The 19,120-nt window shown below is 41.0% G+C and carries 19 protein-coding genes; 3 read left to right on the forward strand and 16 right to left on the reverse strand.

All coding sequences use genetic code 11. From position 1 onward, the window contains the following. Window position 1 precedes the first annotated feature (1 nt). Genes ftsA through mraZ form a run of 14 tightly spaced genes read right to left on the reverse strand, consistent with a single transcriptional unit; the run spans window position 2 to window position 15,461 of the window. Window positions 2–1,234, reverse strand: a complete 1,233-nt coding sequence (gene ftsA / locus I6F49_RS06880) for a cell division protein FtsA (protein ID WP_197118615.1) — start codon at window positions 1,232–1,234, stop codon at window positions 2–4. After that, window positions 1,231–2,016, reverse strand: a complete 786-nt coding sequence (locus I6F49_RS06885; RefSeq protein WP_197179401.1) for a cell division protein FtsQ/DivIB — start codon at window positions 2,014–2,016, stop codon at window positions 1,231–1,233. Before I6F49_RS06885 ends, ftsA begins: the two co-directional genes overlap by 4 nt. Before the next feature lies 1 nt (window position 2,017). Further along, window positions 2,018–2,938, reverse strand: coding sequence for a D-alanine--D-alanine ligase (locus I6F49_RS06890; RefSeq protein WP_197179403.1), 921 nt, complete (start codon window positions 2,936–2,938; stop codon window positions 2,018–2,020). Then, the gene (gene murC, locus I6F49_RS06895; protein ID WP_197179405.1) at window positions 2,935–4,386 is read right to left on the reverse strand and encodes a UDP-N-acetylmuramate--L-alanine ligase; all 1,452 of its coding nucleotides are present in this window, start codon (window positions 4,384–4,386) and stop codon (window positions 2,935–2,937) included. The genes I6F49_RS06890 and murC overlap by 4 nt, the downstream gene beginning before the upstream one ends. Then, the gene (gene murG, locus I6F49_RS06900) at window positions 4,387–5,463 is read right to left on the reverse strand and encodes an undecaprenyldiphospho-muramoylpentapeptide beta-N-acetylglucosaminyltransferase (protein WP_197139796.1); all 1,077 of its coding nucleotides are present in this window, start codon (window positions 5,461–5,463) and stop codon (window positions 4,387–4,389) included. It lies immediately after the preceding gene. Beyond that, window positions 5,460–6,635, reverse strand: a complete 1,176-nt coding sequence (gene ftsW / locus I6F49_RS06905; RefSeq protein ID WP_197179407.1) for a cell division protein FtsW — start codon at window positions 6,633–6,635, stop codon at window positions 5,460–5,462. Before ftsW ends, murG begins: the two co-directional genes overlap by 4 nt. Continuing rightward, a complete protein-coding gene (gene murD / locus I6F49_RS06910) occupies window positions 6,632–7,966 on the reverse strand; it encodes a UDP-N-acetylmuramoyl-L-alanine--D-glutamate ligase (protein WP_197179409.1) in 1,335 nt (444 codons plus the stop codon). The genes ftsW and murD overlap by 4 nt, the downstream gene beginning before the upstream one ends. Then, window positions 7,967–9,049, reverse strand: coding sequence for a phospho-N-acetylmuramoyl-pentapeptide-transferase (gene mraY / locus I6F49_RS06915; RefSeq protein WP_007582922.1), 1,083 nt, complete (start codon window positions 9,047–9,049; stop codon window positions 7,967–7,969). Continuing rightward, window positions 9,049–10,431 (reverse strand): UDP-N-acetylmuramoyl-tripeptide--D-alanyl-D-alanine ligase, encoded by a 1,383-nt coding sequence (locus I6F49_RS06920; RefSeq protein WP_197179411.1) that lies wholly within the window; start codon window positions 10,429–10,431, stop codon window positions 9,049–9,051. The genes mraY and I6F49_RS06920 overlap by 1 nt, the downstream gene beginning before the upstream one ends. After that, on the reverse strand, window positions 10,428–11,906 hold the full coding sequence (gene murE, locus I6F49_RS06925; RefSeq protein ID WP_197179413.1) for a UDP-N-acetylmuramoyl-L-alanyl-D-glutamate--2,6-diaminopimelate ligase: 1,479 nt from the start codon (window positions 11,904–11,906) through the stop codon (window positions 10,428–10,430). Before murE ends, I6F49_RS06920 begins: the two co-directional genes overlap by 4 nt. Further along, window positions 11,899–13,716 (reverse strand): penicillin-binding transpeptidase domain-containing protein, encoded by a 1,818-nt coding sequence (locus tag I6F49_RS06930; RefSeq protein WP_197179415.1) that lies wholly within the window; start codon window positions 13,714–13,716, stop codon window positions 11,899–11,901. Before I6F49_RS06930 ends, murE begins: the two co-directional genes overlap by 8 nt. Beyond that, complete coding sequence (gene ftsL, locus I6F49_RS06935) at window positions 13,713–14,039, reverse strand: cell division protein FtsL (protein ID WP_007582915.1); 327 nt, start codon at window positions 14,037–14,039, stop codon at window positions 13,713–13,715. Before ftsL ends, I6F49_RS06930 begins: the two co-directional genes overlap by 4 nt. Next, on the reverse strand, window positions 14,036–14,974 hold the full coding sequence (gene rsmH / locus I6F49_RS06940; protein ID WP_197179423.1) for a 16S rRNA (cytosine(1402)-N(4))-methyltransferase RsmH: 939 nt from the start codon (window positions 14,972–14,974) through the stop codon (window positions 14,036–14,038). The genes ftsL and rsmH overlap by 4 nt, the downstream gene beginning before the upstream one ends. Before the next feature lie 28 nt (window positions 14,975–15,002). After that, window positions 15,003–15,461, reverse strand: a complete 459-nt coding sequence (gene mraZ, locus I6F49_RS06945) for a division/cell wall cluster transcriptional repressor MraZ (RefSeq protein ID WP_007582904.1) — start codon at window positions 15,459–15,461, stop codon at window positions 15,003–15,005. Window positions 15,462–15,958: 497 nt separating this feature from the next. Here mraZ and I6F49_RS06950 point away from each other — a divergent pair, with 497 nt between their 5' ends. Genes I6F49_RS06950 through I6F49_RS06960 form a run of 3 tightly spaced genes read left to right on the forward strand, consistent with a single transcriptional unit; the run spans window position 15,959 to window position 17,003 of the window. Then, window positions 15,959–16,297 carry a DUF883 domain-containing protein gene (locus I6F49_RS06950; protein ID WP_197179425.1) on the forward strand — a complete coding sequence of 113 codons (339 nt, stop codon included), beginning with the start codon at window positions 15,959–15,961 and terminating at the stop codon, window positions 16,295–16,297. A gap of 6 nt (window positions 16,298–16,303) precedes the next feature. Continuing rightward, complete coding sequence (locus tag I6F49_RS06955) at window positions 16,304–16,750, forward strand: hypothetical protein (RefSeq protein ID WP_197179427.1); 447 nt, start codon at window positions 16,304–16,306, stop codon at window positions 16,748–16,750. Window positions 16,751–16,760: 10 nt separating this feature from the next. Then, a complete protein-coding gene (locus I6F49_RS06960; RefSeq protein ID WP_197179429.1) occupies window positions 16,761–17,003 on the forward strand; it encodes a hypothetical protein in 243 nt (80 codons plus the stop codon). 3 nt (window positions 17,004–17,006) lie between these two features. Here I6F49_RS06960 and I6F49_RS06965 read toward each other — a convergent pair whose 3' ends face one another. Continuing rightward, window positions 17,007–17,981: a glutathione S-transferase family protein gene (locus tag I6F49_RS06965; RefSeq protein ID WP_197179431.1), complete on the reverse strand. Its 975-nt coding sequence runs from the start codon at window positions 17,979–17,981 to the stop codon at window positions 17,007–17,009. A 21-nt stretch (window positions 17,982–18,002) separates the two neighbouring features. Then, window positions 18,003–18,845, reverse strand: coding sequence for a pirin family protein (locus I6F49_RS06970; RefSeq protein ID WP_197179433.1), 843 nt, complete (start codon window positions 18,843–18,845; stop codon window positions 18,003–18,005). Window positions 18,846–19,120: the final 275 nt, after the last annotated feature.

Here is a 19,120-nt window from a genome sequence, read left to right on the forward strand (position 1 = left end):
CTTAAAACTCGCCTTGGAACCATTTAGTAATGCGGTTCCACCAATTATTGTTATCCTCTGCTTTCGACTTTTGTGCATTCATCGATTGCATGGTACGTCCGTATTGTAACAAACCAACAGCGGTTGCGTACGAAGGATCGTCTACGTAGTCTGTCAAACCAACCATCCCGATTGGTTTGCCTATTCTTACTGGCATTTGGAAGATGTCTTCTGCCACTTCCATCGCGCCAGTCATTTTAGCAGTTCCGCCTGTAATAACGAGACCTGCCGCAATTTGGTCTTCTAAGCCTGAACGACGAATTTCTTCCATCGCAAGCTCAAATAATTCTCTAAAACGAGGCTCTACCACCTCAGATAATGTATGGCGCGACATCAATCTTGCTGGTCGCCCGCCTACACTAGGTACTTCAATCGTGTCTTCACTACTAGCCATTTGACTACTAGCACATGCGTATTGTACTTTGAGTGACTCTGCATGTGATATAGGTGTACGAAATATTTTTGCAATATCACCAGTAACTTGGTTACCAGCCACAGGTATAACGGCAGAGTGACGAAGCGCACCATTAATATAAATGGTGATATCCATAGTACCGCCGCCAATATCAAGTACTGCAACACCAAGCTCTTTTTCATCTGGCGTAAGCACAGAATAACATGATGCCAACGCAGTAAAGATAAGCTGATCAACTTCAAGACCACAGCGCTCTACGCATTTCTCGATATTTTTTGCCATATCGTTTGAGCACGTAATAATGTGTGCTCGCGCTTCCATACGAACACCACTCATGCCCAATGGGTTTTTAATGCCCTCTTGCATGTCGATACTGTATTCTTGCGGCAATGCATGCAGCATTTTACGCTCTGCCGAAATAGGCACAGAACGCGCAATATGAATTACATTTTCAATGTCTTCTTCAGTGACTTCAGTGTTATTAATAGCGACAACACCACTTTCGTTTTGACACTGTATATGCTTGCCAGAAATACCCAAATACACAGAGCTAATACGACAATCAGCCATTAACTCGGCTTCATCTATTGCTCGGCGAATAGACTCAGACACTAAGTTTAAATCGTTAACGCCGCCTTTATCCATACCATGAGATACTTGGCTGCCCACACCAACAATGCTGAGCTTGTTATCTGCGGTGATTTCACCTACCGTGGCAACCACTTTCGAGGTGCCAACGTCTAATCCTATTACTAGGTTTCTTTCTGCTGACTTAGTCATGCCTTACTCTTATTTTGTAATTGTTCTTCTTGCACTGGCTTAAAGCTTACTGCAAGGCCGGTATCATACCGTAAATCGATTGTATCTACTTGTGCATCTGCACGTTGTTCCATTCGTGGGTAAACGTCTATAAAACGTTGTACACGCTTGGCTTTATCTTTACGCCCTAAATTTAAACGTATTCCGTTATCTAGCCATAATTGCCACGAAAAGCGCTCCGACAATGCCAAACTTGTTAATGTTAAACCATTAACTTTTAGCATTTCATCAAATTGCTTAAAAGCAACCCACGCCTCTTCTTCGCTACCTTCTGGGCCATATAACTGCGGTAAGTCATCATCTAACTTATCGCTATTTGCTTGAAATGCTTGGCCACTCTGATTAAGCAATAAGTCGCTATTCCAGTGGGCTACAACTTCATGTTCAACTACATACACCTGTATAATGTCAGGCCATTGTTTACGTACCGAAGCGGTAGCAACCCAAGGTAAGTCTTGAACTAACTGTTGTACGTGCTTAACATCAAGTTTAAAAAAACTACTTAAATCGGCTTTTTTAATTGCTTTTATAATTGCCGTTTCATCTGTGTACTTAGGATGCCCTTGCACTGTAAGGTGCTTAATTTGAGCATCTTTATTTTCAACTAACCAATCCGAAACACCTGTGGTTATTTGTATTAAGCCAATAACCACAACCAGAAAAAAACTCACTCCAAAAATCAGCGACCAATTAAAGTTAAGTTGCTGTTTTAATTGCTGAGCTTTTTCTAAAAGGGGATGCATATTAAAGCGTTTGCTCTAAAATGCGAACAACTAATTGTTCAAAAGTTGCCCCATTCGCTTTTGCCGCCATTGGCACTAACGACTTTTCAGTCATGCCTGGTACTGTATTTACTTCAAGCAGGTAAAAGTTACCTTGTTCATCCTGCATAGCATCAACACGACCCCAACCACTTGCGCCCACTAAATCAAATGCATCTAGCGATATAGCTTGTAAGTACTTAGTATCTTGCTCTGATAAATCTGCCGGGCAATGATACTGCGTTGTATTTGATTGATACTTAGCTTGGTAATCGTAAAAGCCATTTGGCGTAGTCATTTCAATAACAGGTTGTACTTCGTCGCCAAGCACTGTAATTGTAAATTCACGCCCTGTGATCCACTGCTCTACAAGCACTTGGTTATCAAACTTAAATGCATTGGCTAATGCGTCTTCAAGTTCTTGTGCTGTACTTGCTTGCGCCATACCTATGCTTGAGCCTTCATGCGATGGCTTAACCATTACTTTTTTAAACTCATCCATAATAGCTGCAGCGTCAAAGCCTTTTTTAGCATCAACTACGGCATACGGTGCGGTGCTTAATCCCGCTGATTTAAATAAGTGTTTACAACGTACTTTATCCATAGCAAGTGCTGAACCCAGTACATTACTACCCGTGTAAGGCAGGTTCATAAATTCAAGTGCACCTTGTACGGTACCATCCTCGCCACCACGACCATGTAAAGCGATAAAAACACGCTCTACATTTAATTCTTTTAACTCCCACAAAGAACGACTTTGCGGGTCAAATGCAATTGCATCAATGCCACTATTTTGCAGCGCATTTAAAACAGCCTGACCCGATCGTAAAGACACTTCACGTTCTGCTGAGTTACCACCTAGCAGTACCGCTACTTTACCAAATTGTGTATTTACCTGAGTCATACTTCACCTTGTTTAAGTTTTTCTATCGACATACCCGTTGCAGCTAATGTTTTAACTAACTGACCTATATTACCAGCGCCTTGGGTTAATACTAAATCATTATTTTGTAAATTTGCGGCCAGAACACCTGCAAGCTCTGCATTTGTTGCTACGTGTAGCGGCTCTTTACCACGCTGGCGAAGGCTACGACATAGGCTTTTACTGTCTGCGCCAACAATTGGCTCTTCACCAGCGCTATACACATCAAGCAGTAGCAACTGATCTACATCAGCAAGCACTCTTACAAAATCTTCGTATAAGTCGCGTGTGCGAGAAAATCTATGAGGTTGATACACCATAACTAAACGTTTATCAGGCCAACCTTCACGTACTGCTGCAATTGTTGCTGCAACTTCAGAAGGATGATGCCCATAATCATCAACTAACATCACATTGCCACGCTCGTTTTCAAATTCACCATAGTGCTGAAAACGACGACCAATACCTTCAAACTTCTGCAGCGCTTCTAAAATTGCATGGTTCGCAATGTTTTGATCTTTTGCCACCGCAATGGCAGCGGTTGCATTAAGTGCGTTGTGTCTACCTGGCATATTCAACGTGGCAGTTAAACACTCACCTTGTTTGTTAGTTACTGTAAATGTGCATGTATTAGCTGATTGGCTAAAGTCGCTCATGCGGTAATCAGCATCCTTCGATTCGCCATACGTGATAACTGGGCGACCAAAACGCGGGATAAGTTCAGCAGCAACTTCAGAATCAATACATACAACAGCTAAACCATAAAACGGCAAGTTATGAATGAAATCTACATATGTGTCTTTCATCTTTTCAAGACTGCCGCCATAAGTATCCATGTGATCTTCTTCAATATTAGTGATCACCGAGACCATTGGCTGTAAGTGTAAAAACGACGCGTCGCTTTCATCAGCTTCGGCAATTAAAAAATCACTTTTACCTACTTTTGCGTTACTACCTGCGCTATTTAGCAAGCCACCAATAATAAAGGTTGGATCAAGCCCTGCTTGTCCATAAATACTCGCAATTAAGCTTGTTGTCGTTGTTTTACCATGCGTACCCGCAATGGCTATACCGTGGCGAAAACGCATTAACTCAGCCAACATTTCTGCGCGGCGAACAACAGGAACTCTTGCGGCTTTGGCTGCAATAATTTCAGGATTTGTTTCATCAATCGCACTTGAAACAACGACTACATTGGCATCTTTCACGTTATTTTCATGATGGCCTATAAATACTTCTGCACCGGCTTTAATTAAACGATCTGTCATAGCGCTATGGGCAATGTCAGAACCTGTAATACGGTAGCCTTCAAAAGCGAGTACTTCAGCAATACCGCCCATACCTGCTCCACCAATACCAATAAAGTGAATGGTTTCTATTCGGCGCATTGCAGGGCGTGTGTGTTTTTCTTGTACTGACGTTTCTTTCACTTATTTTCTCTTATTTGTTACTTGCTCACAGTGCGTTGCTACGCTTGCTGTGGCATCTAAAATGGCTTGTTTTTTTGCATTTGTAGCCATTTCAGTAATTAATGAAGGTTGGGCTAAATACGGGCTTAATAGTTCAACAATTGATTGTTTATTAAACTGCCCTTGTGGCATTAATAATGCGCCATTAGCCATCACTAAATATTGTGCGTTCGCTGTTTGATGGTCGTCCACAGCATGTGGAAACGGAACAAAAACGGCCATTTTACCTGCCGCTGCAATTTCGCTAACAGTTAACGCACCAGCACGGCAAACAACAATGTCGGCCCAGCTATACGCTGCGTCCATATCATCAATAAATTCAGCTATTTTTGCATTACTGCCTGTAAAAGCATGCATTTTATAAGCGGCTTCTACAGTAGTTAAATGACCCTTACCTGTTTGATGCCATACACTTATTGGAGCTGTATTATTTAGTGCTTTAAATGCTTCTGGTAATGTTTGATTAAGCACTTGTGCACCAAGCGAGCCGCCCACTACTAAAATATTAATAGGGCTTGATACATCGCGTTTGGCTATATTCATAACGCTTTGGCGAACTGGGTTACCTACTAGCTCGGCTTGACCCTGTGCAAAAGCACTTGGAAATGCAGCTAATACTCGTGTAGCCACCTTAGCTAGCAGTTTATTGCTCATACCCGCTACAGCGTTTTGCTCGTGAATAACCAGCGGGATACCTAAACTTTTTGCGGCAATTCCCGTTGGCCCCGTAACATAACCGCCCATTGCAAGTACTACATCAGGACGCTGTTCTTTCAATACCTTACGCGCCTGCAATACTGCATTAATTACCATGAATGGGGCTTTAATAAGACGCTTTAATCCGTTACCACGAACACCTTTAACGTTAATAAAATCAATATCTATATTGTGCTTAGGTACAACGCTCGCTTCCATTCGATCTGGTGTGCCGATCCAGCTAACTTGCCAGCCCTGCTGTTTTAAATAATCGGCTACTGCAATACCGGGAAAAATGTGTCCGCCAGTTCCACCAGCCACTACTACTAATTTTTTACTCATCGCTTACCTCCGCGAGAGGTGGCTTGTTTGGTTGCCATTTTGGTTTCAAAATCTACGCGTAATAAAATACCCGTGGCAATCGTCATAATTAATAAGCTTGAGCCGCCATAAGAAATAAACGGCAGGGTTAAACCCTTCGTCGGTAAAATACCCGCACTCGCACCTACATTCACCATGGTTTGAAATGCAAACCAAATACCAATGGCAAATGAAAAGTAGCCTTCGTATTCCTTGCCGCACTTAAGCGCTTGTTGGCCTATTAATAATGCTCTAAATACCAAGGTACCAAGCACCGTTAAAATACTTACAACGCCTATTAAACCAAGCTCTTCGCCTATTACAGCAAAAATAAAATCGTTATGCGCTTCAGGTAAATACTGTAGCTTTTGTACGCTGTTACCTAAGCCTTGGCCAAACCAACCGCCTTGGCTATACGCCATTAGTGATTGCACCAACTGATAACCCTTACCAAAAGGATCATCCCAAGGGTCTAAAAAGCCTACAACGCGCGCCATACGGTAGGGTTCAACAATAATCAGTAATACAACTAAGCCAACGCCCGTTAAAATAAGTACAAAAAATTGCCATAACTTAGCGCCCGCTAAAAACAGCAAACCAACCGTTGTTACAAACATAACAACCACTGTGCCTAAATCTGGCTGCAGCAGAATAAGCAGTGCATACACTGCAAATACAGCAATTGGCTTTGCAAAGCCTTTAATATTTTCTTGTACTTCTTCGCGTTTTCTTACCAAATAACCCGCAATATAACTAAAAAAGTACAACTTAGCGGCCTCAGCCACCTGAAAACCAACAGGTCCAATAGGTATCCATCGTTTAGCGCCGTTTACTTCACGCCCAATAATCAATACCGCTATTAATAGCACCATACCTAGTATTAATAGATAAGGGTTTGATCGTTTCCACCACTCCATTGGCACACAAACACTTATCCAAAAAAGCACAAAAGCCATTGCCAAAAACATGCTGTGGCGAATGGTAATATGGTACGGGTCATCAAATAACCGCTCTGCGGTAGGCATTGATGCGCTGGTCACCATGATAAAACCAACACCAATGAGCATTATTACGCAGTACAATAGCGGTACATCGTATAACTGCGCCGAAGGCTTAGGTGTTAATGCGTCTCTTATATCGGCAAAAGCAATCATAACGCCCCTGCCATTACACACTGAACAAAGTCATCACCGCGTTGCATATAGTTGTTATACATATCAATACTGGCACATGCGGGTGCTAATAAAACAATATTGCCTGTACTACTAAGTACTTTGGCCAAAGTAACGGCTTCTTCCATATTGTTAGTTAAATAACTCTTATTGGTAATCGCAGCTAAGTCACTTGCATCTTTACCAAAACAAATTAATGCTTTTACATGCTGTTCTATGTAAGGTTTAAGCGCATTTAAATCAGCGCCTTTGGCATCGCCACCAGCAATAACAATCAGATTTTCACCGCCACTAGCTAAACTATCTATTGCAGCAATGGTCGCTCCAACATTAGTTGCCTTTGAATCGTTAAAATACTTTACACCGTTAAGCTCAGCTACAAATTGGCAGCGATGAGCCAACCCATTAAATTGACCTAATGCATTTTTATATTGCTCTTTGCTTACTTCAAACGGACTTAAGAGCGCCATTACTGCAAGCGTATTTAAATAATTGTGCTTACCCACTACCGCAAGCGTATCAACAGGTAAAAAGGCATCGCCTTTAACCATAAAGTGAGTTTCGCCATTATGTTGCGCTAAATGGTAATCACCTTGTTGAGCACCAAAGCTGATTAGGGGGGGGGTACCGCGCTCAACTGGATGTGTTTGCATATCGTCTGCATTGACAACAATAAGCTCTGCACTGTCATAAATACTTAGCTTTGAGTCTATATAAGCTTGGTAACTGTCGTAGCGATCAAGGTGATCTTCAGACACATTTAATACCGTTGCACTCACAGGTTTTAAACTCGTTGTGGTATCTAGCTGAAAACTAGATAACTCAAGTACATACACGTCAAAATCATCACTGAGCAAATCAAGCACCGCTGTGCCAATATTTCCACCCAAAGCAACTTTATAGCCGGCTTGTTTTAATACTTCATAAGCGAGCGTAACCACGGTTGATTTACCATTAGAGCCCGTTACTGCAACAACCGGTTTTGAATTAATACGTGAAAATAACTCAACGTCGCCAATCACTTCAACACCTGCGTTAATTGCATTTGCAACAGCTTTTATTTTTAAGCTAAGCCCAGGGCTTATAATAATCATATCGCTTGAACAAAGCTCTGCGTCATCCAAATTACCAAAGTGGGTATCTAGAGTTGGCGCGTGCTCTTTTAACCAATCAATCCCCGGCGGGGTTACTCGGCTATCAATGACCTTTGGTGTGAGGCCATGAGATAATAGAAAACGCACAATGCCCAGACCGGTTACACCGAGTCCGAGCACTGTTATTTGTTTGTTTTTTATCTCGTTTAAATACTGCATTTATCGAATCTTTAAAGTAGCTAAGCCAGCAAGCACTAGCACAACAGAAATAATCCAAAAGCGCACAATAACGCGAGGCTCTGGCCAACCTTTTAATTCATAATGATGATGAATCGGCGCCATTCTAAAAATGCGTTGTCCGCGTAATTTATACGACCCCACTTGTAATATTACCGATAGTGCTTCCATTACAAATACACCGCCCATAATAATAAGCAGTAACTCTTGGCGTACTAAAACAGCAATAATACCTAATGCGCCACCAAGTGCTAATGAGCCAACATCGCCCATAAATACTTGTGCTGGGTAAGTGTTAAACCATAAAAAGCCAAGCCCTGCGCCCACAATGGCAGTACATACAACCACAAGCTCACTCGCCAGCGGTAAATGTGGAATATGTAAGTAAGCCGAAAAGTTAATATTACCTGTTAAGTAAGCAATAATTGCCAGTGCTGAAGCCACTAAAATAATTGGCACAATCGCCAAGCCATCTAAACCATCGGTCAGGTTTACCGCGTTTGATGTACCTACTATGGCAAAATACGTAAGCACGATATAAAACAAACCTAATTGCGGTAACACGTCTTTAAAAAATGGAACAACAAGTGATGTTTCAGATGCTTGTGCACTGGTAAAATACAAAGCAGTAGCTACAACTAATGCAATGACTGACTGCCAAAAGTACTTCCACTTAGCAATTAAGCCTTTTGGATCTTTACGAATAACTTTACGGTAATCATCAACAAAGCCAACAATACCTAAAGAGCCAATTACAAACAGTGTTGCCCATACGTATTTATTTGATAAATCGGCCCAAAGTAGCGTGCTGGTAAAAATGGCCGCTAAAATAAGTAAGCCGCCCATAGTCGGCGTACCCGACTTAGACAAATGCGATTGCGGACCATCGTCTCGAACTGTTTGGCCTATTTGCATACGTTGCAAACCACGAATTAACTTAGGTCCTAAATAAAGAGACATAATTAGCGCAGTTAAAATACCTAAAATGGCACGTAGCGTTAAATACGAAAAAACATGAAAACCACTAAAATACTGTGTTAAATACTCTGCCAGCCAAACTAACATTATGATACTCCATTGATGGCTTGTTGCTGGCCATTAACTAAATCGGTTACTAATAATTCCATGCGAGAACTGCGCGATCCTTTCACTACTATTGTTGTTTTAGTATTCACTTTATTAATACTTTCTTGAATTTTTTGCTGCATCTGTTCGCGGCTCGAAAAGTGGCGATTAGGTAGTTCAAACACATCACTTGCGTATTTACTTAACACACCTAATGTAAATAACTCATCAATCCCTTGCTCAAGTGCATACTCGCCAACTTCTTGATGGTACGTACGTGCATCTTCACCTAGCTCACCCATGTCTCCCAGCGCTAAAATGCGGTGACCTTGCATATCACTTAACAAGTCAATCGCAGCCTTTACCGACTTAACATTGGCATTATAGGTATCATCAACCACGGTGAGTAAATCAGACACTTCAATTAAATTAACGCGCCCTTTTACATCACCCATTGTGGCAAGTGCGTTGGCTATTTCTTCAAGAGTTACATCAAATTCACTAGTAAGCGCTGCTGCAATAAGCGCATTGCTAATATTGTGTTTACCAGGCAACGACAAAGTAACAGGTACTTGCTTGTTTTGAGTGCAAAGCGTAAAGCTTGCACGCGCATTGGCATCAAGCGTGATGTTCTCTGCCCAAATATCGAGTTTTTCGGTTGTTGAAAAGCGTTTAACTTTGCGCCCTTCAAGCTTATCTAGCCAATACTGGCTAAATTCACTATCGCAGTTAACAATGGCAACACCGTCATCTTTAAGGCCGTCAAAAATCTCACCTTTAGCTTTTGCGACGCCCATTAAACTACCAAAACCTTCTAAGTGGGCTGCTGCAACATTACATACAACGGCTACATCTGGTTTTGTCATTGCAGTGGTGTAAGCAATTTCACCTAAGTGATTTGCACCTAGCTCAATCACCGCAAAGCGATGTTGAGGCTCTAAGCGCAATAACGTAAGCGGTACGCCAATATCGTTATTAAAATTACCTTTAGTAGCTAATACATCACCGTGAACCGACAAAATTGCTGCACACATTTCTTTTACGGTGGTTTTGCCTACACTCCCTGTAATTGCAATTGTTTTAGGCGCCACTTGCGCCATAACAGCAGTACCAATTACACCTAGCGCAATACGTGTATCGCTTACTATAAATTGTGGAATATCGACATCAACTTTGTGCTGAACAATAACGCCAATAGCGCCTTTTTGTTTAGCCTCAGCTATAAATTTATGCCCATCAAAATTTGGCCCTTTCAGTGCTAAAAACACTTCGCCATCGCACACTGTGCGAGTATCAGTATTTATATTAAGCACGTGTTGATTATCACCTTGATAATCGGTTGTTAGCACATTAGCTAACCAATCAAAATCCATTGGGATCATTGTATTATCCCTCTTACTGCTTTTTTTAGTTGTTCTTGTACATAACGGCGATCGCAAAAGTCGATGCGCTTATCGCCTATAATTTGATAATCTTCGTGGCCTTTGCCTGCAATCAAAATAACATCATCAGCAGTCGCGTTTTCTATAGCAAAACGAATTGCAGTTGCTCTATCAACCTCTAAATGGGCATTTTGAGGATGGGTTAAACCCGCTGCCACATCTGCAATAATGTCATCAGGATTTTCTGAGCGAGGATTATCACTGGTAATAATCACTTTATTAGCATTTTGCTCTGCAGCTTGCGCCATTAATACGCGCTTGCCTTTATCTCTGTCACCACCGCAACCAAATACACAACTTACACCACCTGGCACATGCAGCTGCAATGCTTGTAACGCAAGGGCAAGTGCATCGGGCGTATGGGCGTAATCAACAACACACGTTGGCATGCCTGCTTGACTAAATGCTTGCATTCGCCCTGCTACTGGCTGTAATTGCGCACAACCTGCAACTAATTGCTCAAGCGGATAACCAAGCCCTAGTAATGTAGCGAGCGCTGCCGTTAAGTTATATAAGTTGAATTCGCCAAACAGAGGCGATTTAATTGAAATATCACCCCAACTTGTCGACAACTGCGCCGAAATACCTTCACTGGAATATTTCACATCAGAAAAGTGAACATATTGACTGTTTTTAGGGGCTAAGTTTTTACGCCCATAACAAATTAGGTTATTAAAATCATACTTTTCGAGCCATTGCTCAGCTTGAGAATCATCTTGATTAAGCACTACAACTTGCGGTTCAAAATCACGGAAAAGCATTAGTTTCGCATCACCGTAACTTGCCATATCACCATGGTAATCTAAGTGATCGCGCGAAAGATTAGTAAACACAGCCGCTTTAAACGCGCATTTAGCAACACGCTGTTGTACTAACCCATGAGATGACACTTCCATGGCTACCAGCTTTTTATGCTGCGAATTTAAATCGCTCAAAATATGTTGTAAATCAACCGCAGAAGGCGTGGTATTAATCAGTGGAATTAAATTATCAGGGTGGCCGTAACCTAAAGTGCCAATAATAGCCGAATCAGTACTGCAAAATTGCGCCAAGTGAGCAATCATTGCTGTGGTGGTCGATTTACCATTTGTACCTGTCACACCAATTAAATCAAGAGTCTGACTTGGTTGGTTATAAAAGCGACTTGCTAATTCTGGAAGCTTTTTATCAAGCTCCGAGACTAAATAAAGCGGTTCAAAACTTGTTTCAAATTCACATAATCTGTCAGTAATAATAGCTGTTGCGCCATTTTCAATTGCTTTATTAATAAATTGTCCGCCATCAAGTGCATGGCCTTTAATAGCAACAAATACATCGCCTGGCGTCACTTCACGACTATCAAGGCGTAAATGTTTTACCAACTGCGAGGGCGCATCTATTTCGATGTATTTTAAGATATCCTTTAAATCACGCATCGTTGTCCTTACCTTTTACGTACGCAACCTCTTCCTTGTCAGGCGCTACGTTTAATATTCTTAATGCGTTAGAGATGATTTCTGCAAATGCAGGGCCAGCGGTGGCACCTCCATAGTACACATCACCACCTGGTTCATTAATCATAACTACCACGGCTAAACGAGGATTACTTGCCGGTGCTACACCTGCAAAATAACCTACATATTCATCACCATAACCACCTGCTACGGCTTTTTTAGATGTACCTGTTTTACCAGCTGCACGATACCCATCAACTTTTATGTTGCGAGCAGTACCGTCTTTTTCAAATACACTTTCCATCATGTGCACTACGGCTTCTACGTCTTTTTGTTTAAAAATACGTTCGCCTTCAGGTATATTATCTTGCTTTAAAATAGTCAGAGGTCGGTTAACTCCACCAGCGCCTAACATGGTATAAAAGCGCGCCATTTGCGCAGTACTTACCGAAATTGCATAACCAAATGATAAAGTGGCAATTTCAAAGTCAGACCAACGGCGGTTTGGATAAAACAAGCCGCTGCTTTCACCTACCATCCCTGTGCCAGTGTCACTGCCAAAGCCTACTTTTTGGTATAACCCAACAAGGTAATCTTTAGGCACTAATTGAGTAACTTTCGCAACCCCCATATTTGAGGAATACTTTAGTATTTCACGCAATGTTAGTACGCCGTGATTACGAGTATCTCTAACTAAACTACCACCTAAACGCATCCAGCCTGGGTAAGTATCAATTGTGTCATCTGCCTTAATGGCGCCGTAGTCTAGCCCAGCCAAAATGGCTAGAGGCTTAACAGTTGAGCCAGGTTCAAACAAATCGGTAATTGCACGATTACGACGTTTATGAGGGGCTGCATCGCTTAAATTATTTGGATTAAATGAAGGACTGTTTACCATTGCCAGTACTTCACCGGTTTTAACATCAACCACCATAGCCGATCCCGATGTGGCTTTATAAGTCAGTACAGCTGATTTAACTGCTTTGTAAGCAATGGCTTGAATACGTTGGTCAATGCTTAGTTCTATGCTTTCAGGTTCTACACGCTCGCGCTCATCAAGTACTTCTACTTCACGCCCTTGTGCATCTTTACGAATAGTACGGCGGCCTTCTTCACCCGTTAACGCATTTTCGTATAGCTTTTCAATGCCTTCAATGCCTTTACCATCAATATTGGTAAAACCAATAACATGTGCGGTAACTTCACCTGCAGGGTAGTAGCGTTTAGATTCATCTAGTAAATGGATGCCAGGCAAACGCAAATCGCCAATATAATTTGCTACAGCAGGGGTAACTTGTCGCTTTAAATACACAAAACGACGTGAAGGATCGTTTAAAAGTCGAGAGTTAATCTTTTTAGGATCAATACGCAGCACATCGGCAAGCTCGCGCCAGCGTAAATCGTTTTTATAATAAAGAGCAGTACGCTTATCAAGTTCAGCCGTGTTTTCAGTTAAAGATAAGTGATCTTCGCCGCTTTTACGTGCTTGTTTGATTACTTTAGAGACAAGCGACTTATGCAATGCTTTCGGGTCTGCATATACACTCACAACCGGTACACTTACCGCTAGTTCTTTACCATTACGGTCAAAAATCATTCCGCGCTGCACATGAAGCTTTTCAACACGCACTGTACGTTTATCACTTTCTGAACGTGCTTTATCAGGTTCTATTACTTGCAAATAAGCGGCCCGAGATACGAGTGTAACAAACACCATAAACACAACAGTGCACACGAGCATAAAGCGCCATGTGATTAAATTTGTGACTGGTTTTTTGCCTCTATTTCTCATTGTACTATTATTACCTGCTCATCTTGACTCGTAGGTCGTTTCATTTTTAATTGTGATATAGCTACTTCTTCAATGCGTGCATGTTGCGAATAAAATTCTTCTTCAACAAGTAAGTAGCGCCACTCTAAATCGAGCTCATCTCGTTCTTGTAATAACTGATCTTGCTTTATAAGTTGTCCACGAGCTAAGTGAGTTGTTTGCACAACTGCTAAGCTAGAAGCGAATATCACAACCAACAAGGCCGAGGTTAGCTTGTTAGCTCCTAGGCCTTTTAATATTTCAAAGAATAAATTAGGTTGCCGATAGCTCGCTTTTTTACTCATCCCAACCTCTGTGCAATCCTAAGTACAGAACTACGAGAACGTGGATTACGCTCTACTTCTACAGCACTTGGCTTAATAGCCTTACCCACTGCTTTTAACGTCAGATTTTTATTTATTTGTGCATCAGTTAAAGGCAGACCTCTGGGTAACACTTCTCCCCGACTCTGTTTTCTAATAAACTGTTTTACAATACGATCCTCTAGTGAGTGAAACGAAATCACCACTAAACGACCACCAGGTTTTAACACTTTAACTGCTGACTGCAACGCTGTTTGAATCTCTTCAAGCTCGCTATTAATGTAAATACGAATAGCCTGAAAAGTACGTGTTGCAGGGTGCTTAAACTTATCTTTTACAGGCACGGCTTCATCAACAAGGTCAGCAAGTTGCTTTGTAGTTGTAATTGGCGTGTGCTCTCGAACTTCAAGCACTTTGTGCGCAATGCGTTTACCAAACTTTTCTTCACCCAGCTTTTTAATTACGTGAGTAATGTCATCTAACTCGGCTTCTGCTAACCACTGTGCAGCACTGCGACCTGTTGTTGGGTCCATACGCATATCGAGTGGCCCATCTTTCATGAAACTAAAACCACGCGCAGCATCATCAAGTTGTGGCGACGAGACACCAATGTCTAATAAAATGCCGTCCACTTTACCAATCAGATCGTTTTGCTCTGCTACTTCGTATAAATTTGAAAAACGAGTATGTGCAATTGCAAAACGTGGATCATCTGCAAATTTCTCGGCTGATTGTATCGCTTGTGGATCTTGGTCAATTGCTTGCAAACGACCCTCATCACCAAGGCGTGCTAAAATTTGTCCAGAGTGGCCGCCACGTCCAAAAGTTCCATCCATGTATATACCGTCTGGCTTAATTGCAAGGGCATCGATGGTTTCGTCCATTAATACGGATACGTGTTCAAATTGCGCTGTCATTAGCTATTATTTGCCTTTTTTTGTGCCGTTAAAGTGTGAAGTTATCTAAATCTTGGTTAGGTTCAAAATCGCCAAGCCTTTCAAGCTCAGTATCTTGTTGCATTTGCTCATGCCAACGCGCCTCATCCCAAATTTCAAATTTATTCATCAAACCAACTAGCATGATTTTTTTGCCAAGTGATGCATGAGCCCGTAATGATGGCGCAAGCAAAATTCGACCGTTTTTATCAAGTTGATATTCAGTAGCATTCCCGAGCAACATACGCTGCATTCGACGGGCTCGTGGGTTCATATTGGAGATTTTAGCTAAACGGCTTTCTATTTCGAGCCACTCAGCCAGCGGATACAACCATAAACACGGCTCATTTAATGCGACGGTACAAATAACCGTTCCCTGATCTTCAGACAATAGAGATTCTCGGTACTTGGTCGGTACCGCAAAACGCCCTTTATCATCCAAACTCAGTGAACTCGCACCACGAAACATAAAAAACCTACTTTAAAATTATTTTATTCAACTTTTGTTTATTTTTATCCAGTGTGATCCACTAAAAACCACTTTTTACCACAGTACTCCAGTTTAGGGTTTGACAAGCCATTTTGTCAAGTAAGCTGACCAGCTTTAGTGAGCCCCAAAGCTAGAAAAAATAAGGGCTCAGGTGAAGCGTTTGAATTATGTGGGAAAAAATGGGATTGTGATGAATAAAATATCTATTCTATTTTTTATAACTTTTTGTTTACACGCTTTGATTACTGAATAGCCAATGAATATTTACAATTTTTTAAGCGTTTTTATCTTCTTTGTAAAATTTACCTAACGATGTAGTAATAGTTACTGTTTGATTTAAATTGCCAACTATCAAAAAATAAAGAAGTAAAATAAAAACCAAAAAATTCAGTAGCTTAAATTAAATAACAAGCTTGGTTTAATCATTGCATCATCTAAATGACTATTTAAATTTTTTAACTTATTAAGGATTGATTATGGCTACTGCAACAAATACGAAATCAAATACAACTTCAGATGTTAAGCCTGACGTTAAACTAACAAATACTGAATCACCTCTTACGGAGAAAGCAACATCAGCGGCGCACGACGCTGTAGATGCACTTTCTAGCAAAGCAGCAACAGCTGAAAGTAGTGTTCGTAAAGGCGCTTCGAGTTCAGCAGAAGCACTAAGCGAGAAACAACTTATTGCACGCGAAAAGTTAAGTGAATGTACAGCTAAAACCCGTGCATTTGCTTCTGAAAATCCACTAGCAACTGCAGGTATTGCTTTTGCTGCGGGTATGCTAATTACTTCATTGTTCCGTCGTAAGTAATTAGTGATGAATAACCCACAAACAACCGCAACCAAGGATGGTAATGCACAAGACCAAGCTACTGAGCAGCAGCGCCAAAAGGACGATTGGCAAGATCATATTGCAAAGCTTTTAGAGTACTCTAAGCAGCTCAAGGATGATTACCAAACTCAAGGAAAGATCACCCATCAGCTAGCTAAAGCTGAATGGCGGTTATCGCTTAGATCGCTTGCATTGATCACTATATTTTTAGGCTGTTTTGCCAGTGGTTTGGTTTTGTTGTGGGCAGGAGTATTAGGCGCTGTTGGATACGGTGTATTCGATCTTTTTGGATCAGTATGGCTTAGTATTGCGACAGCTACTCTGCTGCAAGTTGCTTGTTTAGCCTGGCTTTGGAAAAACACAGTTTACCTAAGCAATAAAATTGGCTTTAGTAAAACGCTTAAAAGCTTAAAACAACTGTTTAACTTATAAGGAAATTACTATGTTAGTTAATTACTTAATTAAAGCACCTAATGAAAACGTTGATGCTCTTAGTAAGCAAATGGACACGCGCAGCGAATTGAAACGCCAACATCATGCGGCGTTTCAATATAGACTTAAGCGTTTTGCCGCAACTAAAGTAGGACTAACAAGTGCCTTTTTAGCTGGTGCAGCTGTGCAAGCAGGGAAAGGCGAAACCAGCTTGGTAAGAAAATACGGCTGGCTTGTTAGGCTGTTGGCTTAAACGCTAAACATTTCTACAATGATCGGATAAGTAATCAATACTTGGGCCACTTGGCACAATTTGTGTTGGATTGATCATTGTATGGCTAAAATAGTAATGACGTTTAATGTGGTAAAAATCAACCGTCTCTGCCACACCTTCAACTTGATATAAATCTCTAAGGTATCCGCTCAAAGCTGGGTAGCTTTCAATTGTCCGCAAATTACACTTAAAGTGACCAACATACACACTATCAAATCGAATGAGCGTGGTGAATAATCGCCAATCTGCCTCTGTGAGGTTATCCCCCGTTAAATACCGCTGTTTGCTCAGTATGCTCTCTACTGAATCGAGTGCTTTGAATAAATCGTTAAACGCTTCTTCATACGCATCTTGAGTTGTAGCAAAGCCCGTACGATAAACACCATTATTTATATTTGGATAAATCAGTGCATTTAATTCGTCAATTTTTGGTTGCAGTGCCTCAGGATAGTAATCATCTTTATTACCTGTTAATTCATTAAATGCACTATTGAACATACGTATAATATCGGCAGACTCATTACTAACAATTTTATTGAGCTTTTTATCCCACAATACGGGAACCGTTACTCGCCCAGAATACTCAGGGTTATTTTTTGTATAAACTTGATGTAAGTAATTACTATTAAATAAAGCATCGCCAGTACTGTGATTTTTCGTATCAAACTCCCAACCACTATCAAGCATATCAGGACTAACAACCGACACAGTAATTAAGTCTTGTAACCCTTTTAATGCTCTAAATATAAGTGTTCGGTGAGCCCAAGGACATGCCAGCGATACATATAAATGATACCTGTTCGCTTGTGCTTTAAAACCTGCGTCACCGGTTATTCCAGCACTGCCATCAGCAGTAATCCAATGGCGTAACTGCGCCGCCTCGCGCTCAAACTTACCATTACTTGAATCAGTGTCGTACCATTTATCTTGCCATTGACCGTTAACTAATAATCCCATGAAACTCTCCTAAAAATATTGTTAAATTTTGCCGAACTCGCCGTTTTGATAATCACGCACCGCTTGCTGTACTTCAACTTGCGTCGTCATTACAAACGGCCCCATATGAGCAATCGGTTGATTAAGTGGATCGCCTGCTAAAACCAAAACACCAGCGCCGTGTTCAGAGCTAATATTAATGTCACTGCCTGGTTCTAAAATAAGTAACTTACCCGCTGGTATTATTTGATTGTCGCTCATTATTAGTGAGCCGCTATGAATATAAAGCATTATTTTTTGTTGGCTAAGAGGCCCTAAAAAAATGCTTTTACTGGCTGGTAAAGTAATATCAGCAAGCGCGGCATTGGCCGCTAAACCTTGCAAACTACTTGTAAGCGCTTCGCTTTCAAACTGCCACGATCCCGCCAGTGCTTTTAACGTCACACCTTGCGTATTTGTAAAACTCGGAGCTGGATTTTTCGTCGTATCTTGATAACGTGAATCACGCATTTTTTCTGCACTTGGCATGTTTATCCAAATTTGAAAGCCATGCAAACCGTCAACAGCATCCGCGAGTGGCATTTCACTGTGCATAACGCCGCGCCCTGTACTCATCCATTGCACATCGCCTGCTTTAATTGCCTCTCTGTTGCCCATTTGGTCACGATGTTCAAAGCCACCTTGTAGAATATAAGTAAACGTTTCAATTCCTCGGTGCGGATGTTCAGGAAAGCCTCCCATATAATCTTTTTTGTCGTCTGACTTAAGTTCATCAATCATTAAAAAGGGATCTAAATATTTACCATCAAACCCTGGTATACGACTAATGCTTACGCCATCGCCATCTTGAGTTGCATAAGCTGTAAGTATTTTTGATATTTTCATTTTTTTAATTCACTCGAAAGAATAAGTTGATAGAGTTATTAAATCATTCATTAAACAAAACAACTATGTCTTTAAATCGAGCTAACCATTCTATTTTTTAGAATTTAAAGTTACTGCATATATTATTTATGTATTTAGGACAATGATTTACCTTTTTTAAAATGCCATATTTATAGATAAACACTTAAATATTAATAACTCTTGAATACAACCCTATATATTGTATGGTTATTTTTATCATTATTGACTACAATCATTTTTTAGGAATTGAGCTT

Origin of the sequence: Pseudoalteromonas sp. SWN166 (assembly GCF_015864485.1) — a bacterium.
Classification (GTDB): Bacteria; Pseudomonadota; Gammaproteobacteria; order Enterobacterales; family Alteromonadaceae; genus Pseudoalteromonas.

What these genes read in the sequence shown, in the direction of transcription:
- ftsA (WP_197118615.1), bottom strand. Translation starts at nt 1,234, where the DNA reads ATGACTAAGTCAGCAGAAAGAAACCTAGTAATAGGATTAGACGTTGGC.
- I6F49_RS06885 (WP_197179401.1), bottom strand. Translation starts at nt 2,016, where the DNA reads ATGCATCCCCTTTTAGAAAAAGCTCAGCAATTAAAACAGCAACTTAAC.
- I6F49_RS06890 (WP_197179403.1), bottom strand. Translation starts at nt 2,938, where the DNA reads ATGACTCAGGTAAATACACAATTTGGTAAAGTAGCGGTACTGCTAGGT.
- murG (WP_197139796.1), bottom strand. Translation starts at nt 5,463, where the DNA reads ATGAGTAAAAAATTAGTAGTAGTGGCTGGTGGAACTGGCGGACACATT.
- ftsW (WP_197179407.1), bottom strand. Translation starts at nt 6,635, where the DNA reads ATGATTGCTTTTGCCGATATAAGAGACGCATTAACACCTAAGCCTTCG.
- murD (WP_197179409.1), bottom strand. Translation starts at nt 7,966, where the DNA reads ATGCAGTATTTAAACGAGATAAAAAACAAACAAATAACAGTGCTCGGA.
- mraY (WP_007582922.1), bottom strand. Translation starts at nt 9,049, where the DNA reads ATGTTAGTTTGGCTGGCAGAGTATTTAACACAGTATTTTAGTGGTTTT.
- I6F49_RS06920 (WP_197179411.1), bottom strand. Translation starts at nt 10,431, where the DNA reads ATGATCCCAATGGATTTTGATTGGTTAGCTAATGTGCTAACAACCGAT.
- murE (WP_197179413.1), bottom strand. Translation starts at nt 11,906, where the DNA reads ATGCGTGATTTAAAGGATATCTTAAAATACATCGAAATAGATGCGCCC.
- I6F49_RS06930 (WP_197179415.1), bottom strand. Translation starts at nt 13,716, where the DNA reads ATGAGAAATAGAGGCAAAAAACCAGTCACAAATTTAATCACATGGCGC.
- ftsL (WP_007582915.1), bottom strand. Translation starts at nt 14,039, where the DNA reads ATGAGTAAAAAAGCGAGCTATCGGCAACCTAATTTATTCTTTGAAATA.
- rsmH (WP_197179423.1), bottom strand. Translation starts at nt 14,974, where the DNA reads ATGACAGCGCAATTTGAACACGTATCCGTATTAATGGACGAAACCATC.
- mraZ (WP_007582904.1), bottom strand. Translation starts at nt 15,461, where the DNA reads ATGTTTCGTGGTGCGAGTTCACTGAGTTTGGATGATAAAGGGCGTTTT.
- I6F49_RS06950 (WP_197179425.1), top strand. Translation starts at nt 15,959, where the DNA reads ATGGCTACTGCAACAAATACGAAATCAAATACAACTTCAGATGTTAAG.
- I6F49_RS06955 (WP_197179427.1), top strand. Translation starts at nt 16,304, where the DNA reads ATGAATAACCCACAAACAACCGCAACCAAGGATGGTAATGCACAAGAC.
- I6F49_RS06960 (WP_197179429.1), top strand. Translation starts at nt 16,761, where the DNA reads ATGTTAGTTAATTACTTAATTAAAGCACCTAATGAAAACGTTGATGCT.
- I6F49_RS06965 (WP_197179431.1), bottom strand. Translation starts at nt 17,981, where the DNA reads ATGGGATTATTAGTTAACGGTCAATGGCAAGATAAATGGTACGACACT.
- I6F49_RS06970 (WP_197179433.1), bottom strand. Translation starts at nt 18,845, where the DNA reads ATGAAAATATCAAAAATACTTACAGCTTATGCAACTCAAGATGGCGAT.